Origin of the sequence: Nocardia sp. NPDC051321 (assembly GCF_044455225.1) — a bacterium.
GTDB lineage: Bacteria > Actinomycetota > Actinomycetes > Mycobacteriales > Mycobacteriaceae > Nocardia.
Genome location: NZ_JBITEM010000001.1, coordinates 514,564 through 537,491 on the forward strand (window position 1 = coordinate 514,564; position 22,928 = coordinate 537,491).

Genomic DNA, 22,928 nt, shown 5'->3' on the forward strand with positions numbered 1-22,928 from the left:
GCCTCGCCGCCGCGCGCGCGGTTCGCGGGCGCAATGCCCGACCGGCGCGGAGTCGGTGTGCGCACGTAAGCTGTCGGCATGTCCACGGCCATACCCTTGAACGTCGGAATTGCCCGCTCAGCGGGTGCCGGAACCGCCGATACCGTCGGCGGCAAGCGGGTGCTGCTCGCGGAGCCGCGTGGGTACTGCGCCGGCGTGGACCGTGCGGTGGAAACCGTGGAGAAGACCCTGGAAAAGCACGGCGCGCCGATCTACGTGCGCAAGGAGATCGTGCACAACCGCCACGTCGTGGAAACGCTGCGTGAGCAGGGCGTCATCTTCGTCGACGAGACCGACGAGGTGCCCGAGGGCTCGGTGGTCGTGTTCTCCGCGCACGGCGTCTCACCGGCCGTGCACACCTCCGCCGCGGCGCGCAATCTGCACACCATCGACGCCACCTGTCCGTTGGTCACCAAGGTGCACCAGGAGGCGAAGCGGTTCGCCCGCGACGACTACGACATCCTGCTGATCGGGCACGAGGGGCACGAGGAGGTCGAGGGCACCGCGGGCGAGGCACCCGACCACGTGCAACTGGTGGACGGCCCCGCCGCGGTGGATAAGGTCACCGTGCGCGACGAGTCGAAGGTGATTTGGCTCTCACAAACCACGCTGAGCGTCGACGAGACGATGGAAACCGTGCAGCGGCTGCGTGAGCGCTTCCCCGCGCTGCAGGACCCGCCCAGCGACGACATCTGCTACGCCACCCAGAACCGTCAGGTCGCGGTCAAGGCGATGGCACCCGAATGCGATCTGGTGATCGTCGTCGGCTCGCGCAACTCGTCGAACTCGGTGCGGCTGGTCGAGGTCGCCCTCAACGCCGGCGCCAAGGCGTCCTACCTGGTCGACTACGCCCGCGAGGTGGACCCCGCCTGGCTCACCGGCGTCCGCACCATCGGCATCACCTCCGGCGCCTCGGTCCCAGAGATCCTGGTCCGCGGCGTCCTCGACATGCTCGAAGAGCACGGCTACGCCGACGTCCAGCCGGTCACCACGGCCAACGAAACCCTCGTCTTCGCCCTGCCCCGAGAACTGCGCACCACCCGCGCCCGCTAGTCGAACCGCGGTAAATCCGTCGCGTCGCAACTAGCAGGCCTGGCACCATCGCCGAATGCCAGCAGCGATGACGTCCGACCAACTCACCACCCGCACGTCGCGCGCGGTCGAGGCGGCCGTTGCCGCGGGCCGTGCGCTCAGGCTGACGGTGACCGACGCGACGATCTTGCATGACGCGTTCTCCGTCGTTGTGCACCTGGCTCCGGCACCGGTGGTGGTCCGCGTCCCCACCGTCCTACCCGCGCACCTGGACCTCGACGCGCAGGCCGCACGCCAGCGGGTGGAGCTCGATGTGGTGGCGTGGCTCGCCGAACAGGGCACGCCGGTGATTCCGCCGAGTCCGCTGGTGCCGCGGGAACCCGTGCGGCGCAACGGTTTCTCGATGACGTTCTGGCAGTTTGTCGAGCAGGGCCCGAGCGTCGAACCCGACTACGTGCACAACGCCGGCCTGATCGCCGACCTGCACGCCGCGCTGCGTGACTACCCGGGGGAGCTGCCGTTCCTGTCCTCGGCCGAACCGGCGTGGGTCACCGAGAGCCTTGCGGCTCTCGCAGCGCGCCCCGACCTGATCGACCCTGCTGACCTCGACCGCGCACAGCGCGAATGGGCGGTCCTGGAGCCGGTCATCCGGTCGCGTGCGGCGTTCGAGGCGGAGTTCCCTGTCATCGACCTGCAGCCGATCCACGGGGATTCCCCGGCGGTCAATATCGTCGCCGTGCCGAGTGGTGTGTTATATGCCGACTTCGAACTGGCCACCTTGGGACCGGTCGAATGGGATCTGGCGTTTCTCGGCCCCGAGTGCGAGGCCGCCTACAACGCCGCGGCCGAGCGCCGAGGACAGCGACAGTTGGACGAGCGCGTGATGCGCTTCATCAACGCCGTAGGCATGGCCAGAACGCTGGCGTGTCTCGTGCTCGTTCCGCAGTTGCCGATGCTCGCCGACGCGTTGAAACCGTCCATCGAGCACTGGCGAGCAATGCCGTTTGCCGACGGTCTTGGTAACTGACGATCCGGCGGGAGCTACAGGTTTTCGGGCCTGCGGCGGTCCGGGCGGCTCGAATCGCGTTCGCGGTAGCGGACATTGGGTTGGGGGTGTGGGGGCGGCATTTCGCCGCGGCGGCGCGGGGGATTGCCGCGGGGTGGTTCGGCGTCGGTGCGCGGGCCCGCGGCGGCGGGGCGGGCGCCGGTGCGGGGGGCCGGGCGGCCCTCGCGGGGGCGGGCGGGGCCTGCGACTCGGGGCGGGGCGTCGGCCACCGGCGTCGTGGCGCGGCGGGACGGTCGTGGGGTGTCCTCGGCGCGGTCGAGATCGTCCGCGTCGTCCTTGGGGCGGCGGGTGCGGCGGCGAGCCGATTCGGCGAGACCGGCGCTACCGGGCCTGCCGGTGCGCGGGCGCTTGGTGCCGGGTCGGCCCCAGCTTTCGCTGCGCTTGGGATCGGCCGCTCCACCCGCGGCGTCGCTGCGGCGCTGCATCATGATGCGTGCGCCGCCGATCAGCAGGACCAGCGCGGAGGCGAGGAACATGGTGGGGAACCGCTCGACCAGCGGGACCGCCAGTTTCAGCAGGATCTCGGTGATCGAGTCCAGCGCGACGCCGGTCAGCTGCTTGTAAGCCAGCGGAACCGCGATGAACAGCAGCAGCGGCGGCAGCACCATGGTGGTGAACAGCCCGCGATAGCGGACTGTCAGTACGGCTGCGACACAACCGACGACGTACAGCGCGGCGAAGGTACCGGTGAGATCGGTACTGTCGCCGTTCGCATCGATCAAGAAACCCAGAAACGTGCAGGCAACCGCGATCAGGACCGCCGCGCCCACCGGGAGACCCGGGACCGTCGGCAGTATCGAGCGTTGCGGCGCGGGCACCCGGGTTCGCACACGTTGGGAAGCAGCCACATTATGAACACTAACCTTCGCCGCCTCGGACGGCGTTATGGCACGGCGGTTGTCCCGGCTAATCGTCGGCGTCGGCGAAGCCCACCGCACGTGGCCACGAATCCACTCGCTCGATCGCAGGCACCTCCTGTTCCGCTATTTCCAGGTCGTGCAGTTTGCGCGCGGTGACCATGACCCGCGATTCCACCGACGCCACCGTGTAGTTGAAAGCGTCGACGGCCTTGCCGAGTTGCGCGCCGAGCCGATCCAGATGCCTGCCCGTCATGCCGAGCCGGGCGTACAACTCCTTGCCTAATTGCTGAACTGTTGCCATATCCCTGGACAGCGCCTCCTGCCGCCAGCCGAACGCGACCGTGCGCAGCAGCGCGATCAATGTGGTCGGCGTCGCGAGGATCACGTTCCGGCCGAACGCGTACTCGAGCAGTCCCGAGTCCGTGGTCAGCGCGGCGTCCAGGAACGGATCGCCGGGGATGAACAGCACCACGAATTCCGGCGCCGGATCGAACGCGGCCCAATATGCCTTATCGGCCAGTTGGTCGATGTGCCCGCGCAGGTGCTTGGCGTGCCTGGTCAGATGCTCGGCCCGGATGTCGGGATCGTCGACCATGCTCGCGTCCAAATAGGCACTGAACGGCACCTTGGCGTCGACCACGATGTGCCTGCCGCCGGACAGATTCACCACCAGGTCGGGGCGGACGTTCCCGGTGCGGTCGCCATCGCCGTCGCCGCGGGCCGCGCGGGTCACCTGGGTGTCGAAGTCGACGTGCCTGGTCATCCCGGCCAGCTCGACCACCCGCTCCAGCTGGATCTCGCCCCACCGCCCGCGCACCTGCGGCGCGCGCAACGCGGCGACCAGCTGACTGGTCTGGCTGGTGAGCTGCAGCGAGGTGCGCTGCATGCCGGCGACCTGCTCGCGCAGGCTGGAGTACGCGTTGATCCGATGGTGCTCGACCTGCTGGATGTGCTGGTTCAGCGCGCCGACCGCGTCGCGCAGCGGATCGACCATGGCGCCGATCGCATGCGAATGCCTGCGCGCCGCATCCTCGTTCGCCGCGGTGAGCGACTGCCGTAGCAGATGCTCGTTGTCGGTGGCCGCCGCGAGTCTCGCCTCCGCCTGCGCGGCCCGCTGCCCGGCGCGCGCGGCATGGCCGAGCCAGCCGAGCCCTACCCCGGCGGCGAACACCAGCATCAGTGCGACGAGCATCGGTGCGGTCATAGCGCCGATAGTGCCGCACCCCACCGACAAGAACGCGCCGGTCGGCAATTACGCAGCGCCGTGTCGGCAAACGCGGCGGTCAAGCCGTCCATACGTGGCGGTGCGACGCCGTCAGTCATGACAAGGCAACCGAATTCGTGACCCGCATCGCTCGGGTAGTGATCGACCAGGCGTCGTACCCGATGGTGCGATGCGCTACGCCGCGTCGAAAACCCCACTCGCGGTGTGACTTATGAGCCCGGTGACCGGACGACCGCGGAGCGGCATATGGTGCCGGCGCGCACCGCGGAATAGCCATCGGAGTGCCGGCGAATCACCGCTGACACGCCGCACGAAAGGGCGGCTATCCGACACGGCGGCCTCGGCAATTGAATTGTGTCGGTGCGGTGGCCTACGGTTTCGCGGATGCGGATGCTGCACACCTCGGACTGGCACATCGGACGCACGTTCCACGGGGTCGATCTGCTTGCCGACCAGGCGCGTTCACTGACCGCGATCGCGGAGCTGGTGGCCGAGGAGTCGGTCGACGTGGTGGTGCTGCCCGGCGACGTGTACGACCGGTCCATTCCGAGTGCCGACGCGATCGCGGTGTGCAACCGCGGCTTCGAGGCGATCCGCGCGGCCGGGGCCCGCATCGTCGCCACCTCGGGCAACCACGATTCGCCCGCCCGGCTCGGGGCCGGCGCGAGCTTCGCGGCGGCGGGCGGGCTGTATCTGCGCACCACTGTCGCCGAGGCCGACCGCCCGGTGCTGCTGGACGACGAGCACGGTCCCGTGGCGTTCTACGGCATCCCGTACCTGGAGCCGGACATCACCCGCGTGGAACTCGGTGTGCCGCAGGCACGTTCGCACGCCGACATCCTCGACGCCGCGATGGGCCGGATCCGCTCGGACATCGAACAGCGCGATCGCACCCGCACGGTGGTGCTCGCCCACGCCTTCGTCGTCGGCGGCGAGGCGACGGGCTCGGAACGCTCCATCTCGGTCGGCGGCGTGGAGACGGTGCCGATGTCGGCCTTCGACGGCATCGACTATGTCGCTCTCGGCCACCTGCATTCCCCGCAGACGCTCTCGGAGTCCGTGCGCTATTGCGGTTCCCCGCTGCCGTATTCGTTCGCGGAGAGCTCGCACCGCAAGGCAGTGTGGCTCATCGAGCTCGATGCCGCCGGATTGCACTCGGTTCAGCGGCGCGACCTGCCCGTGGTCCGCGGGCTGAGCAAGCTCACCGGAACACTCGACGAGCTGCTCATCGACGCCAACCACGCACCTGCCGAGGAGCACTACGTTTCCGCGGTGCTCACCGACTCGACCCGCCCGGTCGACGCCATGCGCAAGCTGCGCGAACGGTTCCCGCACGCGGTGCACGTCGAGTGGGTGCGGCCGGAGGGCAACCCGGAGCTGCGCTACCGTGAGCGGGTGCACGGTCGCCGCGATACCGAAGTAGCGCAGAGCTTCCTCACCGACGTCCGCGGTGTGCCGAGCGAGGGCGAAATGGCTTGGCTGGAGCGGGCGCTCGCGGCCGCGGTCGCGGAACCGGATCAGGTGCCGACGGCCGCCGACGCGGCAGCGGAACTCTCGGCGTGATGGCGCGCCTTACCGCGCGCCGAGCGGCGCGCCCCGTGCTGCCCAGCGATGGCCACGCGACGAGGGCCGGTGCGGCCGCATGAGGCTGCACAAGCTGGAGATGACCGCCTTCGGCCCGTTCGCCGAAACCACGGTCGTCGACTTCGACGCGCTCGGCGCCGACGGGCTCTTCCTGCTGCACGGGCAGACCGGCGCGGGTAAGACCACCGTGCTCGACGCCATCGCGTTCGCGCTCTACGGCCGGGTCCCCGGTGCCCGCGGCGAAAGCAAGCGCCTGCACTCCGATCACGCGCCGGAACAGACTCCGCCGCAGGTGATCCTGGAGGCCACCCTCGGCGGACGGCGGGTGCGGCTGACCCGCATCCCCGAGTTCGAACGGCCGAAGCTGCGCGGCACCGGCATGCGCACCGATCCAGCCAAGGCGACGCTGGCCTGGCTGGACGGGCGCGGCGAAAACCTCTCCCGGATACCCGATATCGGCGACGAGATCATCCGGCTGCTCGGCATGAGCGCCGACCAGTTCTTCCAGGTGGTGTTGCTGCCGCAGGGCGACTTCGCGCGATTCCTGCGGGCGGACAACGAAGATCGCGAGAAGCTGCTCGAAAAGCTCTTCGACACCGAACGATTCGGTAGCGCCGAACAGTGGCTGGCGGACAAGCGCCGCGCCTCCACCGCCGACCTCGACTCCCGCAAGCAGGGCATCGACCGGCTGATCGCACAGGTCGGCGTCGCGGCAGGGGCAGGTGCGGCGGAGACTCTCGGCCCGCTGGAGGCGGTCAGCTGGTCGCAAGAGCTGCTTGCCACCGCGCGTACCGATCTGACCGCCGCGGCAGCGGAAGCCGAACGCCGCCAGCAAGAGTCGGGACGGGTGCGCGCACTCGCCGAGGAACAACGCAGGCTGCATGAGCTGCGCCGCCGAATGGCGGTGGCTCGCAGGCAACTCGACGACTACGCGGCCGCCACGGAACACCGCACCGCGCTGCACGCCGAACTCGAATTGGCCCGCCGGGCCGAGCCGGTCGCCGCGGCCATCGACGAGGCCCGCGACGCCGTCATGCAGATGCGTCGCAAGGACACCGAAAAGCTGAACGCCAGTAGGCAATTGACCACGCGCCTGCTCGAGCCAGCAGGTGCCGACCTCGGCGGCATCGAACTGATCCACGTCGAGCACCTGGACGCTGCTGCCGAGCGACCTTCCGCCGCGCACGCGGACGATGAGTCACCGATACGAGCGGATCATTCTGCCGCCGAGCACGATCGGACAGGCGCGGCCGAAGCAGTGGCCCAGCCGGCCGACCGAGCGGTTATCCGAGACGACGCCGACATCGATGCCGCGATCCGCCGTTGGAGCGCACAGATCGGCGGATTGGACGAGGTACGGGCCGACGCGACCGCGGCGACCCGACTCACTCGGGAGTTGGCGGGACTGCGCGACGAGGACGCCGCCCTCAACACCCAGGTGACCAAACTGACCCGCCTGCGCGAACAACTCCCCGGCTCGCTCGCCACCCTCGAAACCCGCCTGCGCGAGGCAACCAACGCGGCCGCCACCCTGCCGACCCTGACTGCCGAATGCGAGCGGCTCCAGACCGCCGCGGCGGCCGCGGTCGAACTCGCCTCTCGCAAAACAGATTTGGACCACGCCCGAGTCGAGTTCGAGACGGCTCGCGCCGCGCACAACGACGCCAAGGAACGGGTCCTCGACCTGCGCGAGCGCAGGCTGGCAGGCATGGCCGCCGAACTCGCCGATGGGCTGGCCGACGGCCAGCCGTGCACGGTATGCGGTTCCGCCGAGCACCCCGCCCCCGCCCGCCCCACCGCCGGCGCTGTCTCCAAGGACGCCGAAGAGGCCGCGGTGACGGCCGAACGCGCCGCCGAGAATGCGCGCGACCGCGTACTGGCCCGAATCACCGCGTTGGAGCGCGAGATCGAAACGCTCACCGTGCGGGGCGGCGACACCGACCGGGTCGAACTGGCCGCCGCCTTGCGCGCCGCCACCGACCGCTACGAGGACACCGCCGAGCTGGCCGCCCTCGCTGAGGGTCTCACCGCCGAACTCGCCCGCCTGCGTACCGACGAGTCCCGCCTGCACGACGAACTCCGCGAATCCGATTCGCGCCGAAGCACAGTCGCCGCGAACATCGCCACCGCCACCACCCGCCTCACCGAGCTCAACGACCGCCTCCGCGCCGCCGCGGGCGCCGACGAAACCATCGACCGCCGCTACGCCCGCCTCACCGCCCTCGTCACGGACGCCACCACCCTCCGCGACGCCCGCGTCGACGCGGCGGCAGCCCGCGAACAGGTAGTCGTCATCGCCGCCCGTGTCGAAAGCCTCTCCTGTGCAGCGGGTTTCGTGCCAACTGGTGATGCGACTACAGCACGCGCCGACGATGCGGCGAACGACTCGGCCACGGGATCCGCGCCTCTGGCAGCCGTGGTCGCGGCGCCCCAGGAGGTTGTGGCGCGACTGACCGCGGTTGCGCGGGTGGTCACCGCGGCGAGCCGCACGCCGCAACGGCAAGCCGACATCGAAGCCGAACTGACCGACGCCGACCGCACCCGCGCACACGCGCAAGCCGTTCTCGCGGAACCGGAAATCCAAGCGGCCGCCGTCACCGAACCCGGCGACCTGACCGAACTCGAGTCCGCCGTCACCGCCGCGCAGACGCAACTGAACACCGCCGTCGCCGCACACGCCGAAGCAACCAGGCGGGTCGGCCTTTTGGAAGATCTCGGCGGCCAACTCTGGGCGGCAGTGGACCGTATCGCCCCGCTGCAGCGCGCCCACGACGAACTGGCAGGTCTCGCCGAGGTGGTCGCGGGCCGTGGCGAGAACAACCGCAGGATGTCGCTGCGCTCTTACGTTCTCGCCGCTCGACTGGAAGAGGTGGCCCAGGCTGGTTCGCTGCGCCTGCGCCGAATGTCCGGTGGCCGTTACGAATTCGTGCACTCCGACAAGGCGGGCCCGCGCGGCCGCCGCGGCGGACTCGGCCTCGATATCCGCGACGACTACACCGGCGCCATCCGTCCCGCCAAGACCCTCTCCGGCGGCGAAACCTTCATGGCGTCACTGTCGTTGGCACTCGGCCTGGCCGACACCGTCGCCGCCGAATCCGGCGGCCTCGTGCTGGACACCCTCTTCATCGACGAGGGCTTCGGAGGCCTGGACGCCGACACCCTGGACGCGGTGATGGGCGTCCTCGACGAACTCCGTGCTGGCGGCCGCGTCGTCGGCGTCGTCAGCCACGTCGACGAAATGCGCCAGCGCATCCCCAGCCGCCTGCACGTCCGGCGCGGCCGCACTGGCTCCCACCTCGAGGCCACCGTCGCCTGACCGGCCCGTTGAACTCGACGCGATATGGCCAAAGGCAACCGTCAACACAGGGTTTCGCGTCCGGCCTCGTGATCGAGCAGCCAGCGCTTGATCGGCAGACCCCACCGGAAGCCGCCGAGCGCGCCGCCGATGCGATAGATGCGGTGGCACGGGACGAACAGGGCCGCCGCGTTGCGCGCACAGGCGTTGGCCGCGGCACGGGTGGCGTCGGGGCGGCCGGAGATGGCGGCGTACTCGGTGTAGGTGATCGGTGCGCCCGCCGGAACCTTGCGCAGGACATCCCACGCGTGCATGAGGAATTCGCCGGATTGCTGGCGAACCGGGACATCATCGATCGCGGTGAGATCACCGTCGTGATAGGCGTTGATGATCCGGGTCAGTTCGCCGAGCGAATCCCGTTGCCGCAGTTCGGCCGGACGCAAAGCCGGGTGGATCACCGGGTGCAGCAGGTCAACGTCGGCGGTCCACCCGGCAGCCAGCACGGCACCGTCGGCATTGACCACGGCGGTGAACGGGCCGATCGGCGTATCGACCGTCGCGAAATCTGCGGTGGTGGTACCGATGTGGCGCTTGGTCGGGCGAACAGCGGTGGTGGCGTTCACGATTGGGTGCTCGCTTTCGAGGAGGCGGACTTGGCGCGGGCGGCGCGGTCGGTCAGCGCCGCCTTCCACAGGTGCATGGAAAGGTAGGAGCGCCACGGCGCCCAGCGTGCGGTGTCACTGAGGTCGATGCCGAGCACCGCGGCGCCCTGGCGGACCACCAGATCGGTGTTCAGCAGCACGTCCGGGTCGGCGAGCAGGCGCATGGTCACGTAGTCGGCCGTCCACGGGCCGACCCCGTCCAACGCGAGCAGGTCGCGGCGCAGGTCGGCGGCGGTGCGGCCCTGGTGCAACGCCAGTTCGCCGCTGGCCAGCGCCGCGGCCGCGCCGATGATCGAGCGAATCCGTCGCGACGGACCGGTGAGCACCTCGGCCCCGCGTTCGGCGATCACCGCCGGGGTGGGGAACAGCAGGGGTATCGGCCCGTCGACCCGATCGCCGAGCGCGTCGACCAGCCGCGCGGTGTGCGTCGCCGCCGCCGATACCGAGATCTGCTGCCCGATCATGGTGCGCAGCAACAGTTCCGGCCCGTCCAGGCAGCCGGGCACCCGAATGCCGGGGGAGAAGACAGCCCGTCGCCCGGCACCGGGATCGAGCTCGGCCTCCGGTGGTGATCCGGCGCCCGCGTCGGGTAGTCGAGTGGTGTCCGGGTCGGCCAGCTCCGGTGTCGAAACCTGTTGCCCCGGAGCGACACCCAGCGCCTCGTCGATGCCGATCGGGTCGGCGTCGAGGTCGAGCAGGTGCCGTAGTCGCGCGACGGTCGGTGCCAGGTCCCGCATGTCGTGCAGGGCCAGCTCGGCCCGCACGTGGTCGCGCTGGAAACTGAGCCGGGTCGTCGCGTGGCCGTGCGGCGTGCGCAGATTTCGGGTGTAGGCGCGGTTATCCCACAGCTCCATGCCGGGGACCACATGCGAGGAGAGGAACCACTCCAGCCAGGCCCGATCCAGCGGCTCGCGGTAGGGCAGCCGCAGGCTGAGCGAGCCGTTCACGGCGGGCACCGGGCGTCCATTCGAGGCGGACTTCGCCCGATTCGACTCGGCCCGCATGGTGGTGGGGCTGACCGCGAACACCTCGCGCACCGTGTCGTTGAACTGGCGGATGCTGGCGAACCCGGCCGCGAAAGCGATGTCCGACATGGGCATTGCCGTCGTCTGGATCAATAGTCGGGCGGTATGCGCCCGGTGCGCGCGGGCCAGCGCCAGCGGGCCTGCGCCGAGTTCGGTGGTGAGCACGCGGGTCAGCTGCCGCTGCGAATAGCCGAGCGTGGCGGCCAGCGCGGGCACGCCGCCGCGTTCGATCACCCCGTCGCCGATCAGCCGCATCGCCCGCGCGGCCAGGTCCGCTCGGGTGTTCCAGAGGGGAGATCCCGGGGCGGCGTCCGGCAGGCACCGGCGGCAGGCCCGGTAGCCCGCCTGCTGTGCCGCCGCCGCGGTCGGCAGGAACGACACATTCATCCGTTTCGGTGTGATCGCCGGACACGAAGGGCGACAATAGATTCCGGTGGTCCGCACCGCAGTGAAGAACTGCCCGTCGAAGCGGGAGTCCCTGGTCGACACCGCACGGTAGCACCGCTCGAAATCCAACGCCGTGATCGTCACGCCCACCACAATGTCAGCTGTCGGCAACCTCCGCTAGCGGAAATCTGCCACCACCCCCGGTATGTGTGCGATGCGCACGGGGGCGTTGCCGGAGCGAATCGCGAACGCGCAGATCAGCCGCCACCAGGGCGGGCGGAGCGTCGCCCCGCCGCGCGTCAGCAGCAGCGATTCGTCGGGTTGTTATCCGCGTCCGCGTGCCTGGTCCGCCAGTACTCGCGTTCCGTCGGCACCGCGCAGCCGGGATGGTTGCGCGCCAGATGGTCCACGTACCGCTGATAGTCCTGGCCGCCGAGGATCGAGTTGAACCACCAGCCGACCGTGCGCACCGCGGTCGCACCGGCACGCAGGCCCCGCACGGCAGCCGATCGACTGTCGTGCGGGGCGACGTGCACGGTCATTGCGTCGCTTTCACCTGGGCGGCGCCCGGCGCTCGGACCTTCCCTGCGGCGATCAGGGCGTCCCATTCCCGTTGCACCTCCTTCTCCTCGGCGGTCGCGAGGAACGACCTGGGCGCGAAGATCTTCGACGGTTCGTCCGGCGATTCGCTGTCCGGTCCGCCGCCCGCACGCCAAGCCCGCACACAGACGATTACGCCGACGATCGCCACGATCAACACCAGCACCGCGAAGATGATCGACAGGCTGCCCTGGATAAAGGTGTTGCGCACGACCTTGTCCATATCGGCGGCGGTTTTGGCGGGTGCCAAGATCTTCCCCGCGTCGACCGCGGCGACAAAGTTGCTGTGCTGCTTCCAGTAGCCGATGTTCGGGTCGGCCGAGAAAATCTTCTGCCAGGACGCCGTCATCGTCACGATGAGATCCCAGATCAGCGGGATCGCCGGGACCCAGGCCCACTTGATCAGGCCCTTCTTGATCACGATGGTCAGCACCACGGTGAGCGCGATCGCGGCGAGCAACTGGTTGGAGATGCCGAACAGCGGATACAGCGTGTAGATGCCGCCAAGCGGATCGGTGACGCCCATCAGCAGTACCGAGCCCCAGGCGGCGACCACGATCGCAGAGCAGAGCCACGCACCGGGCCGCCACGACGGGTCCTTGAACTTCGTGGCGGGGCCGCCGAGGTTGCCAAGCGAGTCCGACAGCATGAAGCGCGCGACCCGGGTACCGGCGTCGATCGTGGTGAGGATGAACAGCGCCTCGAACATGATCGCGAAGTGGTACCAGAACGACTTGAGGCCGCTGCCGCCGAGGAACCGGTGCAGCACCTCGGCCATGCCGACAGCGAGCGTCGGCGCGCCACCGGTCCGCGAGACGATGCTGTTCTCGCCGAAGTCCTTGGCGGCCTGGGTCAGCTCAGCCGGAGTCATCGGATTACCGCTCAGGCCAAGGCTGTTGGTGTAGGCGGCCGCCTTCTCCGCGGTGCCACCGGTCAGGCCCGCGCTCGCGTTCATCGCGAAGTACAGGTGCTGGTCGATGATGCTCGCGGTGATGATCGCCATCACGGCGACGAACGACTCCATCAGCATGCCCGCGTAGCCGATCATCCTGGCCTGCGACTGCTTCTCCAGCAGCTTCGGCGTGGTGCCCGAGGAGACCAGCGAGTGGAATCCGGACAGCGCGCCGCAGGCGATGGTGATGAACAGGAACGGGAACAGGCTGCCCGCGAACGCCGGACCCTTGCCGGAACTGGCGAAGTCCGAGACGGCGGGCGCCTTCAGCACCGGCATGGTGATCAGGACGCCGACGGCAAGCAGGACGATGGTGCCGATCTTCATGAAGGTGGACAGGTAGTCGCGGGGCGCGAGCAGCAGCCACACCGGCAGCACCGAGGCGATGAAGCCGTAGCCGATGAGGAACCACGCGATGGTGGTGCCCGACAGGGTGAACAGGTCCTGGCCCCAGCCGGATCCGGCGACCCAGTTGCCGGAGATGATGGCGAGCAGCAGCAGCGCGAACCCGATGATGGACACCTCGCCGACCTTGCCCGGCCGGAAGAAGCGCAGGTACACGCCCATGAACAGGGCGATCGGGATGGTCATCGCGATGGAGAACACGCCCCACGGGCTGCCGCCCTGCAGTGTGCCGTCCTTGCCGGTGGTCGCGGCCAATGCGTTGACCACGACGATGCCGAGCACCGCGAGCAGGATCATCATGATCACCAGCACGGCGATGATCGCGGCCACGCCGCCGACCGCGCCGAGCTCGTCACGGGCCATCTGCCCGAGGCTGCGGCCCCGGCGGCGGGTCGATGCCCACAGCACCAGGTAGTCCTGCACCGCGCCGGCGAAGACGACGCCGATCACGATCCACAGCACACCCGGCAGATAGCCCATCTGAGCGGCGAGGACCGGGCCGACCAGGGGGCCGGCACCGGCGATGGCGGCGAAGTGGTGCCCGAACAGCACCCGCCGGTCCATCGGCATGTAGTCCTTGCCGTTTTCCAGGATCTCGGCGGGCGTGGCCTGGTCGTCCCGCGGCTTGACGATCTTGTACTCGATGAGCCTGGAATAGAACTGGTAGGCGAGCACGTAGGTGGCCACGGCCGCGACCACGATCCATACCGCGTTGACCGACTCGCCGCGGGAGATGGCCAGGACGGCCCAGGCGATCGCGCCGACAACGGCGATCGCGGCGAAAATGCCCTTCTTGACTGGGGTAATAGGCGAACTGTCCACGACACCCACGGGAGGTAGGTCGGGATCTGTCCGGAGGTATTCGATGGTCGCCATGCGAACTACTCTCCCGTGAAATCGAGCTGGCTGAAACGATGTCAACGTAGCTGAACCGAAGCGCGTATGAGCCGGACTTAGTGAAGTCTGAACATTGCGATACGGATCGAGATCGCCGCGAGGCCTCCTACTGTGGCTTCCTACGAGCGGGGCTCGATCCGTCGGCGCGGCGCGGGTACGGGTGGCCCGCGGGGCGTCAGCTGCCCGGTCGACCGTTGTTCACGGTGTCCGGTGTTCGCCGGTGCGAGTGGGCGTGTTCTCCGCGCCCGGCGATGTTGCCATCCGTATGCTGCCATGCTGGCTCGGGCATTCGCCGATCGGTCCTACACATCGCCGTTTCTCCTCCCGGGGTTCGCGTATCCATCCGCAGGCCGTCGTGGAGGAGCTCGTGTCACCGATTCGTCGTCGCACCCTGCTCGGCTCGGCGCTGGGCGCCTCCGTACTCGGCGCGACCGGCTGCGGGTCCGCCGACGACGCGCTGACCTTCTTCTTCCAGGCCAGGCCGGAGGAGGCGCGGGTGCGGTTGTCGATCATCGACGAATTCCGGAAGCGGCACCCGGACATCAAGATTCGCACCATCATGTCCGGCCCGGATCCACAGCAGCAACTGCTCACCTACTGCGCGGGCGGTAGATGCCCCGACGTCATCATGGCCTGGGAACTGCTCTACTCCGGGCTCGCCGAGCGTGGCGTGCTGTTGGACCTGCGCACGCTGCTCGATCGAGAACCCGAGTACGCGGAGATGTTACGGCGCGACAGCTATCCGGCGCTCTACGACACCTTCACCTATGCCGGTGGGCAGTACGCCTTGCCTGAGCAGTGGTCTGGGGTGTTCCTCTATTACAACCGGGAGCTGTTCGCGGCGGCCGGGCTGACGCCGCCTACCCGGTGGCGCGACGCCTGGTCGTTCGACGAATTCCTGGATGTCGCGCGCACCCTCACGAAGCACAAGCAGTGGGGCTTCGCCGACGCCTGGGTGCCGTACTATTCGGCCGCGTGCTTCGGCATGAACAACGGCGCGGAGTGGTTCACGCCGTCGGTCGCGCCGACCAGGGCCAACCTCGGGGATCCCCGGTTCGCCGAGGGGTTCCAGTTCTACGCCGATCTCGCGGTGCGGCATCGGGTGGCGCCGAAAGTCGCCGACCAGCTGTCGATTTCGGCGCCGGAGCTGTTCCGGGCGGGGCGGGCGGCGATGGTGCTCGGTGGGCACTGGCTGTACTCGGAATTCGCGGGGCAGGACGGGCTTTCGATCGACGTCACGGTGTTGCCGGTCGGACCGCACGGTGGACCCGGCGCGATCACCGATGTCGGCAGCACCGGGCTTGCCATCGCGGCGGGTAGTCCGCGCGTCGAACAGGCTTGGGAATTCGTCAAATTCGCGACCGGACCGGTGGGGCAGGCCATCATCGCGGCCTCCGGGCTGTTCGTGCCGGTGCTGAAATCCGCGATGGGCTCGCCCGGTTTCGCTGCCGCACACCGCGAGACACGCAACCTCGCGGTGTTCACCGAAGGGCCGGACAACTCCCGGCCGCTGCCGGTGACCCCCGCCTGGGGCAAGGTCTCCGCACTGTTGGAGCGCGGTGCCAACCGGGTGCTGCGCGGTGCCGCTACCGCCGCCTCCCTTGACGGCCGATTCACCGCTGACCTCGACGCGTTGCTGGAGTCGCCGTGAGCAGGGCCACCGGGTTGGCGCGCAAGCGGGAGCGGGCTGGGTGGGCGTTCGTCGCGCCGAATGTGGCGGCAGTGGCGGTGTTCCTGTTGTTTCCGTTGGGGTTTTCGCTGTATCTGAGTTTTCACTCGTGGGACTTGTTCCGGCCGAAGCGGTATGTGGGGCTGGACAACTACGCGCGACTGTTCGGGTCGGATCCGTTGTTTCTCATCGCGTTACGCAACAGCGCGGTGTTCACCGTGCTCACGCTGGTGCCGACGGTGCTGATCGGGCTGGGGATCGCGGCGGCGTTGAATCGGAAGTTGGCCGGTATCGGGCTCTTTCGGACGCTGGCGTTCCTGCCGCTGGTGGCGTCCACCGTCGCGATGGCGGTGGTGTGGCGGTTCATCTTCACCGAGGACGGAATGCTCAATCTCGGGCTCGGCGTGGTCGGTCTCGGACCGGTGCCGTGGCTGACCGATCCAGACCTGGCGTTGGTCTCGCTGAGCGTCGTCACGGTGTGGAAGAGCGTGCCGTTCGCGACCGTCATCCTGCTCGCCGCGATGCAGGGGGTGCCGGAGCCGCTGTACGAGGCGGCGAAGATCGACGGAGCCGGTGCGCTGCGGCGGTTTTCGGCGATCACGCTGCCGTTGATCCGTGGGCCGCTGTCGTTCGTCTTCGTAATCACGGTCATCAACTCGATGCAGGCGTTCGATCAGGTGTACGCGCTCACCGGTAGCAACGGCGGCCCGGAAACGGGGACCTATCTGCTCGGAATCATGTTGTTCCAGAACGCCTTCGGGTTCTATGAGGTCGGGTACGCGTCGGCGTTGGCCTGGGTGATCTTCGCGATTCTGCTGGTGCTCACGGTGCTGCAGTTGCGATTTGCCCGGCGGGATGCGGTGGATCTGTGAACACGGCTCGTGGCAGGGCGCTGCTGCGCGGGGCGGGGATCTACGCGGTGCTGATCGGCATCGCGTGGTGCGCTTTGGCGCCGATTCTGTGGGCGTTGTCCGGGTCGTTGAAGCGGGAAGGGGAGGTCGCCGAGGGGAACCTGCTCCCGGCTAGCCCGCAGTGGTCCAACTACGGCAAGGTGTTCGAGCTGCTGCCGCTCGGGCGGATGCTGCTCAATACCGCGGTCTACGCGGTGTGCGTCACCGCCGGTCAGGTGTTCTTCTGCTCGTTGGCGGGGTATGCGTTCGCGCGCTTGCGGTTTCGTGGTCGCGAGGTGCTGTTCGTCGCTTACCTCGGCACGCTCATGGTGCCGCTGACCGTCACGGTGATCCCGCAGTTCCTGTTGATGCGGGCGTTCGGCTGGGTGGACACGCCGTGGGCGATGATCGTGCCCGGTCTGTTCGGCGGTGCCTTCGGCACCTATCTGATGCGGCAGTTCTTCCGTACCCTGCCTGCGGAATTGGAGGAGGCGGCGATTCTCGACGGCTGCTCTACCTGGCAGGTCTATTGGCGAGTGCTGTTGCCGCACACCCGCCCCGCGCTGATGGTGCTCGGCGTGCTCACCTGGATCACCGTCTGGAACGACTTCCTGTGGCCGCTCGTCATGATTCAACGCAACGAGATCGCCACCGCCACACTGGGATTGGTGCGTCTCCAGGGGCAGTACTACACCCAGTGGCCGATTCTGATGGCCGCCTCGATGGTCATTCTGTTGCCGTTGCTCGCGGTGTACGGCATCGCCCAGCGCGCGTTCATCCGCGGCATGGCCATGTCGGGCCTCGGCGGTCGCTGAACGCCAGCGGCCCAACGGCGTTGGGTGCCGTCAGGCCGTAGGACTTACGCCTACTCGCCCCAGTAGGTGCCGAAGCTCCAGAGGTTGCCCTCGGGATCGCGGACGGTGAATCCCCGCGAACCATAGTCTTCGTCGCGCAGACCGCGCAGCACCACGGCCCCGGCGGCGGTCGCGCGCTCGAGCAGCGCGTCCGGGTCGTCGCAGACCACGTAGGTCGAGTCGTTGCCGGGCACGCGCTTGCCGAACACGCTCTCGTCCTTGCACGCGGAGCCGAACATCACGCCGCCGCCGAGCGGCCAGCGCAGTTCGGCGTGCTCGACGACCGACGGGTCGTCTTCTCGGGTGTACATCGCGGTCTCCTCGAAGCCGAACGCCTCGACGAGGAACTTGGACATGGCCTTGGCGTCGCGGAACGTCAGCGTTGGCCAGACGGCGGTGCGGGTGGTGCTGTCGGTCGGTGTTGGATTCGTCATGCGTTCAGCGTCGCTCGACGGACCGGTCGGTGTCTTGGACGGATGGAATCTCCTCGCTCAGCCAGACCGTCGGGCTGGTGCCTGCCAGCTCGGCGAAGTCGCGATTCAGATGCGCCTGGTCGTAGTAGCCGCAGCTGGCCGCCACCTGCGCGATGGTGATGAACGAGGGAGTGCGCTCGAGCATCCGGCGGGCCCGTTCGAACCGGGTGACCCTGGCCGCGAGCTTCGGACTCAGCCCGAACTCGTTGCCGAACCGGCGGGCGAGGTGCTGTCTGCTCCAGCCGATGTCCTCGACCAGCGAGCTGACCGGCCGGGTGCCGCCGGAGTCGACTAGCGCGCGCCAAGCCCAGGTCAGCTCGGGTGCGACCATGCGATCGGGTTGGGCCAGCTTGGTCAGGATCCGATCGACCGTGGCGAAGCGATCCGGCCAACCCCTCGGTTCCTGCAACCGTTCCCACAGCTCGTGGCCCACCGGACCGACCACGTCCGCGAATTCCACCGACGTGTCCCACAGCGCCGCGGCGGGCACGCCGAACAGCGCTCGGCTGCCGAGCGGGGTCAGCGCGACCGAGACACCCTCTTGACGACCGGTATGCGAGATCAGCGCCGTGCTGGCCTGCAGCCCGCTCACCGAGCAGCGATAGTCCTGCGGGGATTGACTCGGATCCGTCTGCGCCACAACGTCGATCGTCGGGCCGATGCTGATGATGAACGTCATGTGCGCCGAGGGCAGGCCGCGATGCAGCCCCGCCGGATAACCCGTCATGCGGTAGCCGAGGTAATGATCGATGAACGGCGTGAGCATGGGCGCCGGTCGCGCTGTCACCACCTCGGTGATCGGCTCCATGCAGGTCACGCTACGCCGCCCACCGGCGACCGCAAGCGCGGTGAGATGGAGCACTCGACGGCGTAATTGGGTATGAGCACACAGCGGGGGCTGGTTACCGTGTCCTCTTCTAACGATTTCTGGAGGTGTGATGCGGCGGGTCCAATACGAGCGCAGCGGTGGTCCTGAGGTGCTCGAGGTCGTGTCGGTCGAGGTGCCGACGCCGGGGCCCGGGGAACTCCTGATCCGGGTCGAGGCGATCGGGGTGACCCTGCCGATGGTGCGGAAGGTGCGCGAGCAGCGCGAGCCGATCGCGCTGGGCGGCGAGGTCGCGGGTGAGGTGGTCGCGGTCGGTGACGGTGTCACCGGATACGCGCCGGGGTATCGGGTGACCGGGCTGGTGTTCGGGCACGGGTACGCCGACTACGCGCTGCTCTCGGTGGCGATGGCGTCGCCGATTCCCGACGGTGCGTCGGCCGTGGACGCGGTCGCGCTGGTGCGCAGTGGGTTGGTCGCGCTGGGTGCGCTCGATGCGGCGAACGCGAAAGACGGTGAGTCGGCGCTCATCACCGCGGCGGCCAGCGGCGTCGGGCATCTCGCGGTGCAGCTTGCCCGGGTGCGCGGGGCGACGCGGGTCGTCGGTGCGGTCTCGGATCAGGACAAGGCGGAGTTCGTGCGTGGGCTCGGCGCCGACGAGGTGATCGAGTACGGGCAGGAATCGTGGGGCGAGCCCGTCGACTACGCGCTGGACGCCGTGGGTGGTGAGCTGCTCGGGCCCGCTATCGCCGCGGTCGCTCCCGGTGGACGGCTCGTCGCCTACAGCTCCGGCGGCGGCACCATCGAGGCCTACGACCTGCTCGTCGGCGCCAAGTCGGTGATCGGGTTCCAGATGGCGCGCATCGCGCAGGGGCGGCCGGACCTGCTCGATCAGTGGCGGCAGGAGCTGTGGCAGTACGTGGTGTCCGATCAGCTTCGGCCCGCCGTGCACGCGGAATACGCGCTCGACGACGCCGCCGAGGCGCACGCGGTGATCGAGGACCGCGGCAATCTGGGCAAGGTCGTGCTTATCCCCTGATCACCGGTAGGGCAGGCGCGGGTCGGGGGCCCGCGCCTGCCGCGTAGACTCTCGAACTCGTGAGTCTCACCCTCGGAATCGTCGGCCTGCCCAACGTCGGAAAGTCGACGCTTTTCAACGCGCTGACCAAGAACGACGTGCTTGCCGCGAACTATCCGTTCGCGACCATCGAGCCGAATGTCGGCGTGGTGCCGCTGCCCGATCCGCGGTTGAACAAGCTCGCCGAAATCTTTGGTTCGGCCAAGATCCTGCCCGCTGTGGTGTCGTTCGTGGATATCGCGGGCATCGTCAAGGGTGCGTCCGAGGGCGCCGGTCTCGGCAACAAGTTCCTCGCCAACATTCGCGAAGCCGACGCCATCTGCCAGGTGGTCCGCGTCTTCGCCGACGATGACGTGGTGCACGTCGACGGTCGTGTCGATCCGCTCGCCGATATCGAGGTGATCGAGACCGAGCTGATCATCGCCGACATGCAGACCCTGGAGAAGGCGATCCCGCGGCTGGAAAAAGAAGCCAGGATCAAGAAGGACCGCAAGCCCCTGCTGGACGCGGCCAACGCGGCGAACGCCGTCCTCGACAGCGGCCAGACCCTCTACTCCGCGCGCACCAAGCTGGATGGTGAACTGCTGAAAGAGCTTTCGCTGCTCACCACCAAGCCCTTCCTCTACGTCTTCAACGCCGACGAGTCCGTCCTCACCGACGACGCGAAGATCGCCGAACTGAAAGCCGCCGTCGCCCCCGCCGACGCGGTGTTCCTCGACGCCAAGGTCGAAGCCGAACTCCTCGAGCTCGACGACGAGTCCGCCCTGGAACTCCTGGAATCCATCGGCCAAACCGAACCGGGCCTGAACGCCCTGGCCCGCACCGGCTTCCACACCCTCGGCCTGCAGACCTACCTCACCGCAGGCCCGAAAGAGTCCCGCGCCTGGACAATCCACCAGGGCGACACCGCCCCCAAAGCCGCAGGCGTCATCCACACCGACTTCGAACGCGGCTTCATCAAAGCCGAAATCGTAGCCTTCGACGACCTCGTCGAACACGGCTCCATGGCCGCCGCCAAAGCCGCAGGCAAGGTCCGCATGGAAGGCAAGGACTACGTCATGGCCGACGGCGACGTCGTCGAATTCCGCTTCAACGTGTAGTAGTCCCGTCTGACCAGGTCTCATAGCCAAGCATGAGATCCACGAGGATCGGCATTGCCGAGGAGGGATCGGGGCCTATTCTTCCAGCCTCGAGTTCGGGGTCCGCTCGGCGAGCGATCTCACATGCCCCGTGTACGGCGTGGAATGGGAAAGTCGGTGCGAGCATCTTCTCCGTGACCAGTCCGAGCTTCGCAGTGAGGTCGTCGAGCTGCGAGGTGCTCAGCGCAGAGTGCTTGTCCTCGACGTGCCACCGCAGCCAAGCCTCGAACTTGAGATTCGAGACGAGCAGTAGGATCGACTCGCGTGCAGCAAGCTGGCAGGCAGCTGGCAACGCCTCGTGCTGGTCGACATCGACCAGGCAGACGCAGACGTCGTAGTCCTTCTTGTCGGTCGCCGCCTTGTCGCGAATCTCGATGCCCTTCCGGACTACCTTCATAGGGTCCTTTCCGACAGGGACTGATTTCACGACAGCAGTCGTACCCCTGCTGCGCAAATAGCGATTCAAGCCCTCGACGTACTGGGGTTCCGTCCGCGTTCCCTCGGTAACCACGAGGATGCGTCGGGCGGGCTGCCTCTTGGGCCTGCTGGTACGTCCGCTCTGCCTGCGCCCTGTCATCCTCAGCGTGCCTGGGAGCCAACGAGTGCAGCCAGCATGCTCGGCGAGAGCCGCGGGGTCCCGCCATAGCGGCCGGTGAGATAGCGCCGCGCCACATTCGCGTCGGGGTGCTTCGGGAAGTCGGCTAGGCAGGTCAGCTCGGTGACGCCTTCATTAGTCTTGTCCGTAAGCCAGACTTGTTCGGGCTCCAGCTTCACCTCGCTCAGCGGTGAGAGGACGTAGGACTCGTGACTCGTGAAAATGAGCTGCGCCTGCCGGTTGTTGACCAGGGGATCCGCGAACGCTCCCAACAGGACCTCGAGGAGATGGGGATGCAGGCTCGCGTCGATCTCGTCGACGAGGAGCAGGCCTCCCTTTCGCAGCGCCTCCAACGCGGGCACCGCAATGGCGAGCCACGCGATCGTCCCGTCGCTTTCGTCTTGGATGGAGAACTCTGGGCATTCGTCAGCAGTGCCGCGGTGAGTGAAGACCAGATGCCGGACCACCTGGGCGAGCTGGTCGTCGTCCAGGTTGCTGGGCTCTTCGTCGTCATTGTCGCTGGGCTTGTCGTCATCTTCGCGCAGCTCGAGCCGGAGTCGGCTGAATGCTCGGCGTATGTGGTCAGGGATTTTGGTCTCCTCGATGCTGACCTTCACGACGCCGATGTCGGCGACTTGGAGCAGTGCCTCGAGGTCGGCGAAGGTGATGGTCCCTTCCGCCAGTGAGTCCGCGAGGTTCGACAGGCGCGCCTCGCGATGGGAATCCTTTACCAGGACGCAGTCGAAGCCGGAGACCAGATCATCAGCCATGGGGTACAGGGGTGAGTCGCGCAGCAACAATGCCCGGCTGAGCACGAGCTCACGCCCAGTCACCTCCATCTTTGCGCGCAGGCTCTGGTGGAATGTCAACGTACCGGCTTCCCGGTCGCGATCCAGCAGCGTGCGCCATCGCGAGCTGGGCACATCGCGCAGCCACTCGCGTTTGATCCCGTCATGGTCCACCTCGAAGCCGTAAAGATGACGACGTCCATCGTGGACGAAATCGAGCTCGTAGGTGCTCGATGAGGTGCGCGCCGTCCCGTCGAGCCGGAACGGTGCCCGCTGCATTGACTTCGATGCCTGCCAAGCTGTAGCGGACAGACTGATCGCTGTGAACGTGTACCAGAACGCATCCAGCACAGCGGACTTGCCAGTCGCGTTACCGCCGAAGATCCCCGCAATCGGGTATGTCACAGCAGCCCAGCCGCCATCCCGTGGTTGAAGAGTCCGCAACAACGGGCTTACAAGATCGACCGTGACCTCATCCCGAATGCTCTTGTGGTTGCACACCGTGAAGCTAAGCAGGATCATCTGTCGACCTTAGCAGTCGGAGCATGTTGATTTATACGTTTTTCGAGCAGATTCGATGGCTGAGAAGC

Annotated in this window: 19 protein-coding genes; 9 read left to right on the forward strand and 10 right to left on the reverse strand. The window is 68.0% G+C overall.

The genetic code is table 11. The annotated features are described in order from the left end of the window. Positions 1 to 78: 78 nt before the first annotated feature. Both ACIA8C_RS02420 and ACIA8C_RS02425 read left to right on the forward strand, forming a co-directional pair. Positions 79 to 1,092, forward strand: coding sequence for a 4-hydroxy-3-methylbut-2-enyl diphosphate reductase (locus tag ACIA8C_RS02420; RefSeq protein ID WP_396994103.1), 1,014 nt, complete (start codon positions 79 to 81; stop codon positions 1,090 to 1,092). Between the two features lie 55 nt (positions 1,093 to 1,147). Next, complete coding sequence (locus tag ACIA8C_RS02425; RefSeq protein WP_397130452.1) at positions 1,148 to 2,098, forward strand: phosphotransferase family protein; 951 nt, start codon at positions 1,148 to 1,150, stop codon at positions 2,096 to 2,098. A gap of 14 nt (positions 2,099 to 2,112) precedes the next feature. On the opposite strand, the gene ACIA8C_RS02430 is transcribed toward ACIA8C_RS02425, so the two are convergent. Together ACIA8C_RS02430 and ACIA8C_RS02435 are read right to left on the reverse strand one after the other, a co-directional pair. Next, positions 2,113 to 2,985, reverse strand: a complete 873-nt coding sequence (locus ACIA8C_RS02430; RefSeq protein WP_397130453.1) for a DUF6542 domain-containing protein — start codon at positions 2,983 to 2,985, stop codon at positions 2,113 to 2,115. A gap of 58 nt (positions 2,986 to 3,043) precedes the next feature. After that, positions 3,044 to 4,201, reverse strand: a complete 1,158-nt coding sequence (locus tag ACIA8C_RS02435; protein ID WP_397130454.1) for a DNA recombination protein RmuC — start codon at positions 4,199 to 4,201, stop codon at positions 3,044 to 3,046. Between the two features lie 405 nt (positions 4,202 to 4,606). Here ACIA8C_RS02435 and ACIA8C_RS02440 point away from each other — a divergent pair, with 405 nt between their 5' ends. Both ACIA8C_RS02440 and ACIA8C_RS02445 read left to right on the forward strand, forming a co-directional pair. Beyond that, complete coding sequence (locus tag ACIA8C_RS02440) at positions 4,607 to 5,785, forward strand: exonuclease SbcCD subunit D (RefSeq protein WP_397130455.1); 1,179 nt, start codon at positions 4,607 to 4,609, stop codon at positions 5,783 to 5,785. 79 nt (positions 5,786 to 5,864) lie between these two features. Next, positions 5,865 to 9,122, forward strand: a complete 3,258-nt coding sequence (locus ACIA8C_RS02445; protein WP_397130456.1) for an AAA family ATPase — start codon at positions 5,865 to 5,867, stop codon at positions 9,120 to 9,122. Between the two features lie 41 nt (positions 9,123 to 9,163). On the opposite strand, the gene ACIA8C_RS02450 is transcribed toward ACIA8C_RS02445, so the two are convergent. The 4 genes from ACIA8C_RS02450 to ACIA8C_RS02465 all read right to left on the reverse strand — a co-directional run bounded on the left by ACIA8C_RS02450 (position 9,164) and on the right by ACIA8C_RS02465 (position 14,008). Then, positions 9,164 to 9,685 (reverse strand): methylated-DNA--[protein]-cysteine S-methyltransferase, encoded by a 522-nt coding sequence (locus ACIA8C_RS02450; RefSeq protein ID WP_397130740.1) that lies wholly within the window; start codon positions 9,683 to 9,685, stop codon positions 9,164 to 9,166. 35 nt (positions 9,686 to 9,720) lie between these two features. Next, positions 9,721 to 11,319: a DNA-3-methyladenine glycosylase 2 family protein gene (locus ACIA8C_RS02455; RefSeq protein WP_397130457.1), complete on the reverse strand. Its 1,599-nt coding sequence runs from the start codon at positions 11,317 to 11,319 to the stop codon at positions 9,721 to 9,723. A gap of 155 nt (positions 11,320 to 11,474) precedes the next feature. After that, positions 11,475 to 11,645, reverse strand: coding sequence for a YbdD/YjiX family protein (locus tag ACIA8C_RS02460; protein WP_397130741.1), 171 nt, complete (start codon positions 11,643 to 11,645; stop codon positions 11,475 to 11,477). A gap of 68 nt (positions 11,646 to 11,713) precedes the next feature. After that, positions 11,714 to 14,008: a carbon starvation CstA family protein gene (locus tag ACIA8C_RS02465; RefSeq protein ID WP_397130458.1), complete on the reverse strand. Its 2,295-nt coding sequence runs from the start codon at positions 14,006 to 14,008 to the stop codon at positions 11,714 to 11,716. A 388-nt stretch (positions 14,009 to 14,396) separates the two neighbouring features. Between ACIA8C_RS02465 and ACIA8C_RS02470 the strand changes: the two genes are divergently transcribed. The 3 genes from ACIA8C_RS02470 to ACIA8C_RS02480 are packed head-to-tail and all read left to right on the forward strand — an operon-like array spanning position 14,397 to position 17,403. Next, the gene (locus ACIA8C_RS02470) at positions 14,397 to 15,680 is read left to right on the forward strand and encodes an ABC transporter substrate-binding protein (RefSeq protein ID WP_397130459.1); all 1,284 of its coding nucleotides are present in this window, start codon (positions 14,397 to 14,399) and stop codon (positions 15,678 to 15,680) included. A gap of 14 nt (positions 15,681 to 15,694) precedes the next feature. Next, complete coding sequence (locus ACIA8C_RS02475; protein ID WP_397130742.1) at positions 15,695 to 16,570, forward strand: carbohydrate ABC transporter permease; 876 nt, start codon at positions 15,695 to 15,697, stop codon at positions 16,568 to 16,570. Continuing rightward, positions 16,567 to 17,403, forward strand: a complete 837-nt coding sequence (locus ACIA8C_RS02480) for a carbohydrate ABC transporter permease (RefSeq protein WP_397130460.1) — start codon at positions 16,567 to 16,569, stop codon at positions 17,401 to 17,403. Before ACIA8C_RS02475 ends, ACIA8C_RS02480 begins: the two co-directional genes overlap by 4 nt. 50 nt (positions 17,404 to 17,453) lie before the next feature. On the opposite strand, the gene ACIA8C_RS02485 is transcribed toward ACIA8C_RS02480, so the two are convergent. Both ACIA8C_RS02485 and ACIA8C_RS02490 read right to left on the reverse strand, forming a co-directional pair. Next, the gene (locus ACIA8C_RS02485; protein ID WP_397130461.1) at positions 17,454 to 17,876 is read right to left on the reverse strand and encodes a VOC family protein; all 423 of its coding nucleotides are present in this window, start codon (positions 17,874 to 17,876) and stop codon (positions 17,454 to 17,456) included. Positions 17,877 to 17,880: 4 nt separating this feature from the next. Next, positions 17,881 to 18,723 (reverse strand): helix-turn-helix domain-containing protein, encoded by an 843-nt coding sequence (locus ACIA8C_RS02490; protein WP_397130462.1) that lies wholly within the window; start codon positions 18,721 to 18,723, stop codon positions 17,881 to 17,883. A gap of 130 nt (positions 18,724 to 18,853) precedes the next feature. Between ACIA8C_RS02490 and ACIA8C_RS02495 the strand changes: the two genes are divergently transcribed. Together ACIA8C_RS02495 and ychF are read left to right on the forward strand one after the other, a co-directional pair. After that, complete coding sequence (locus ACIA8C_RS02495) at positions 18,854 to 19,777, forward strand: zinc-binding alcohol dehydrogenase family protein (protein WP_397130463.1); 924 nt, start codon at positions 18,854 to 18,856, stop codon at positions 19,775 to 19,777. Between the two features lie 59 nt (positions 19,778 to 19,836). Further along, positions 19,837 to 20,916, forward strand: coding sequence for a redox-regulated ATPase YchF (gene ychF, locus ACIA8C_RS02500; RefSeq protein ID WP_397130464.1), 1,080 nt, complete (start codon positions 19,837 to 19,839; stop codon positions 20,914 to 20,916). Here the strand turns inward: ychF and ACIA8C_RS02505 are convergent. Next, positions 20,906 to 21,532 carry an RloB family protein gene (locus ACIA8C_RS02505; RefSeq protein ID WP_397130465.1) on the reverse strand — a complete coding sequence of 209 codons (627 nt, stop codon included), beginning with the start codon at positions 21,530 to 21,532 and terminating at the stop codon, positions 20,906 to 20,908. The genes ychF and ACIA8C_RS02505 overlap by 11 nt on opposite strands. Before the next feature lie 2 nt (positions 21,533 to 21,534). Then, a complete protein-coding gene (locus tag ACIA8C_RS02510) occupies positions 21,535 to 22,860 on the reverse strand; it encodes an ATP/GTP-binding protein (RefSeq protein ID WP_397130466.1) in 1,326 nt (441 codons plus the stop codon). Between the last annotated feature and the right edge of the window lie 68 nt (positions 22,861 to 22,928).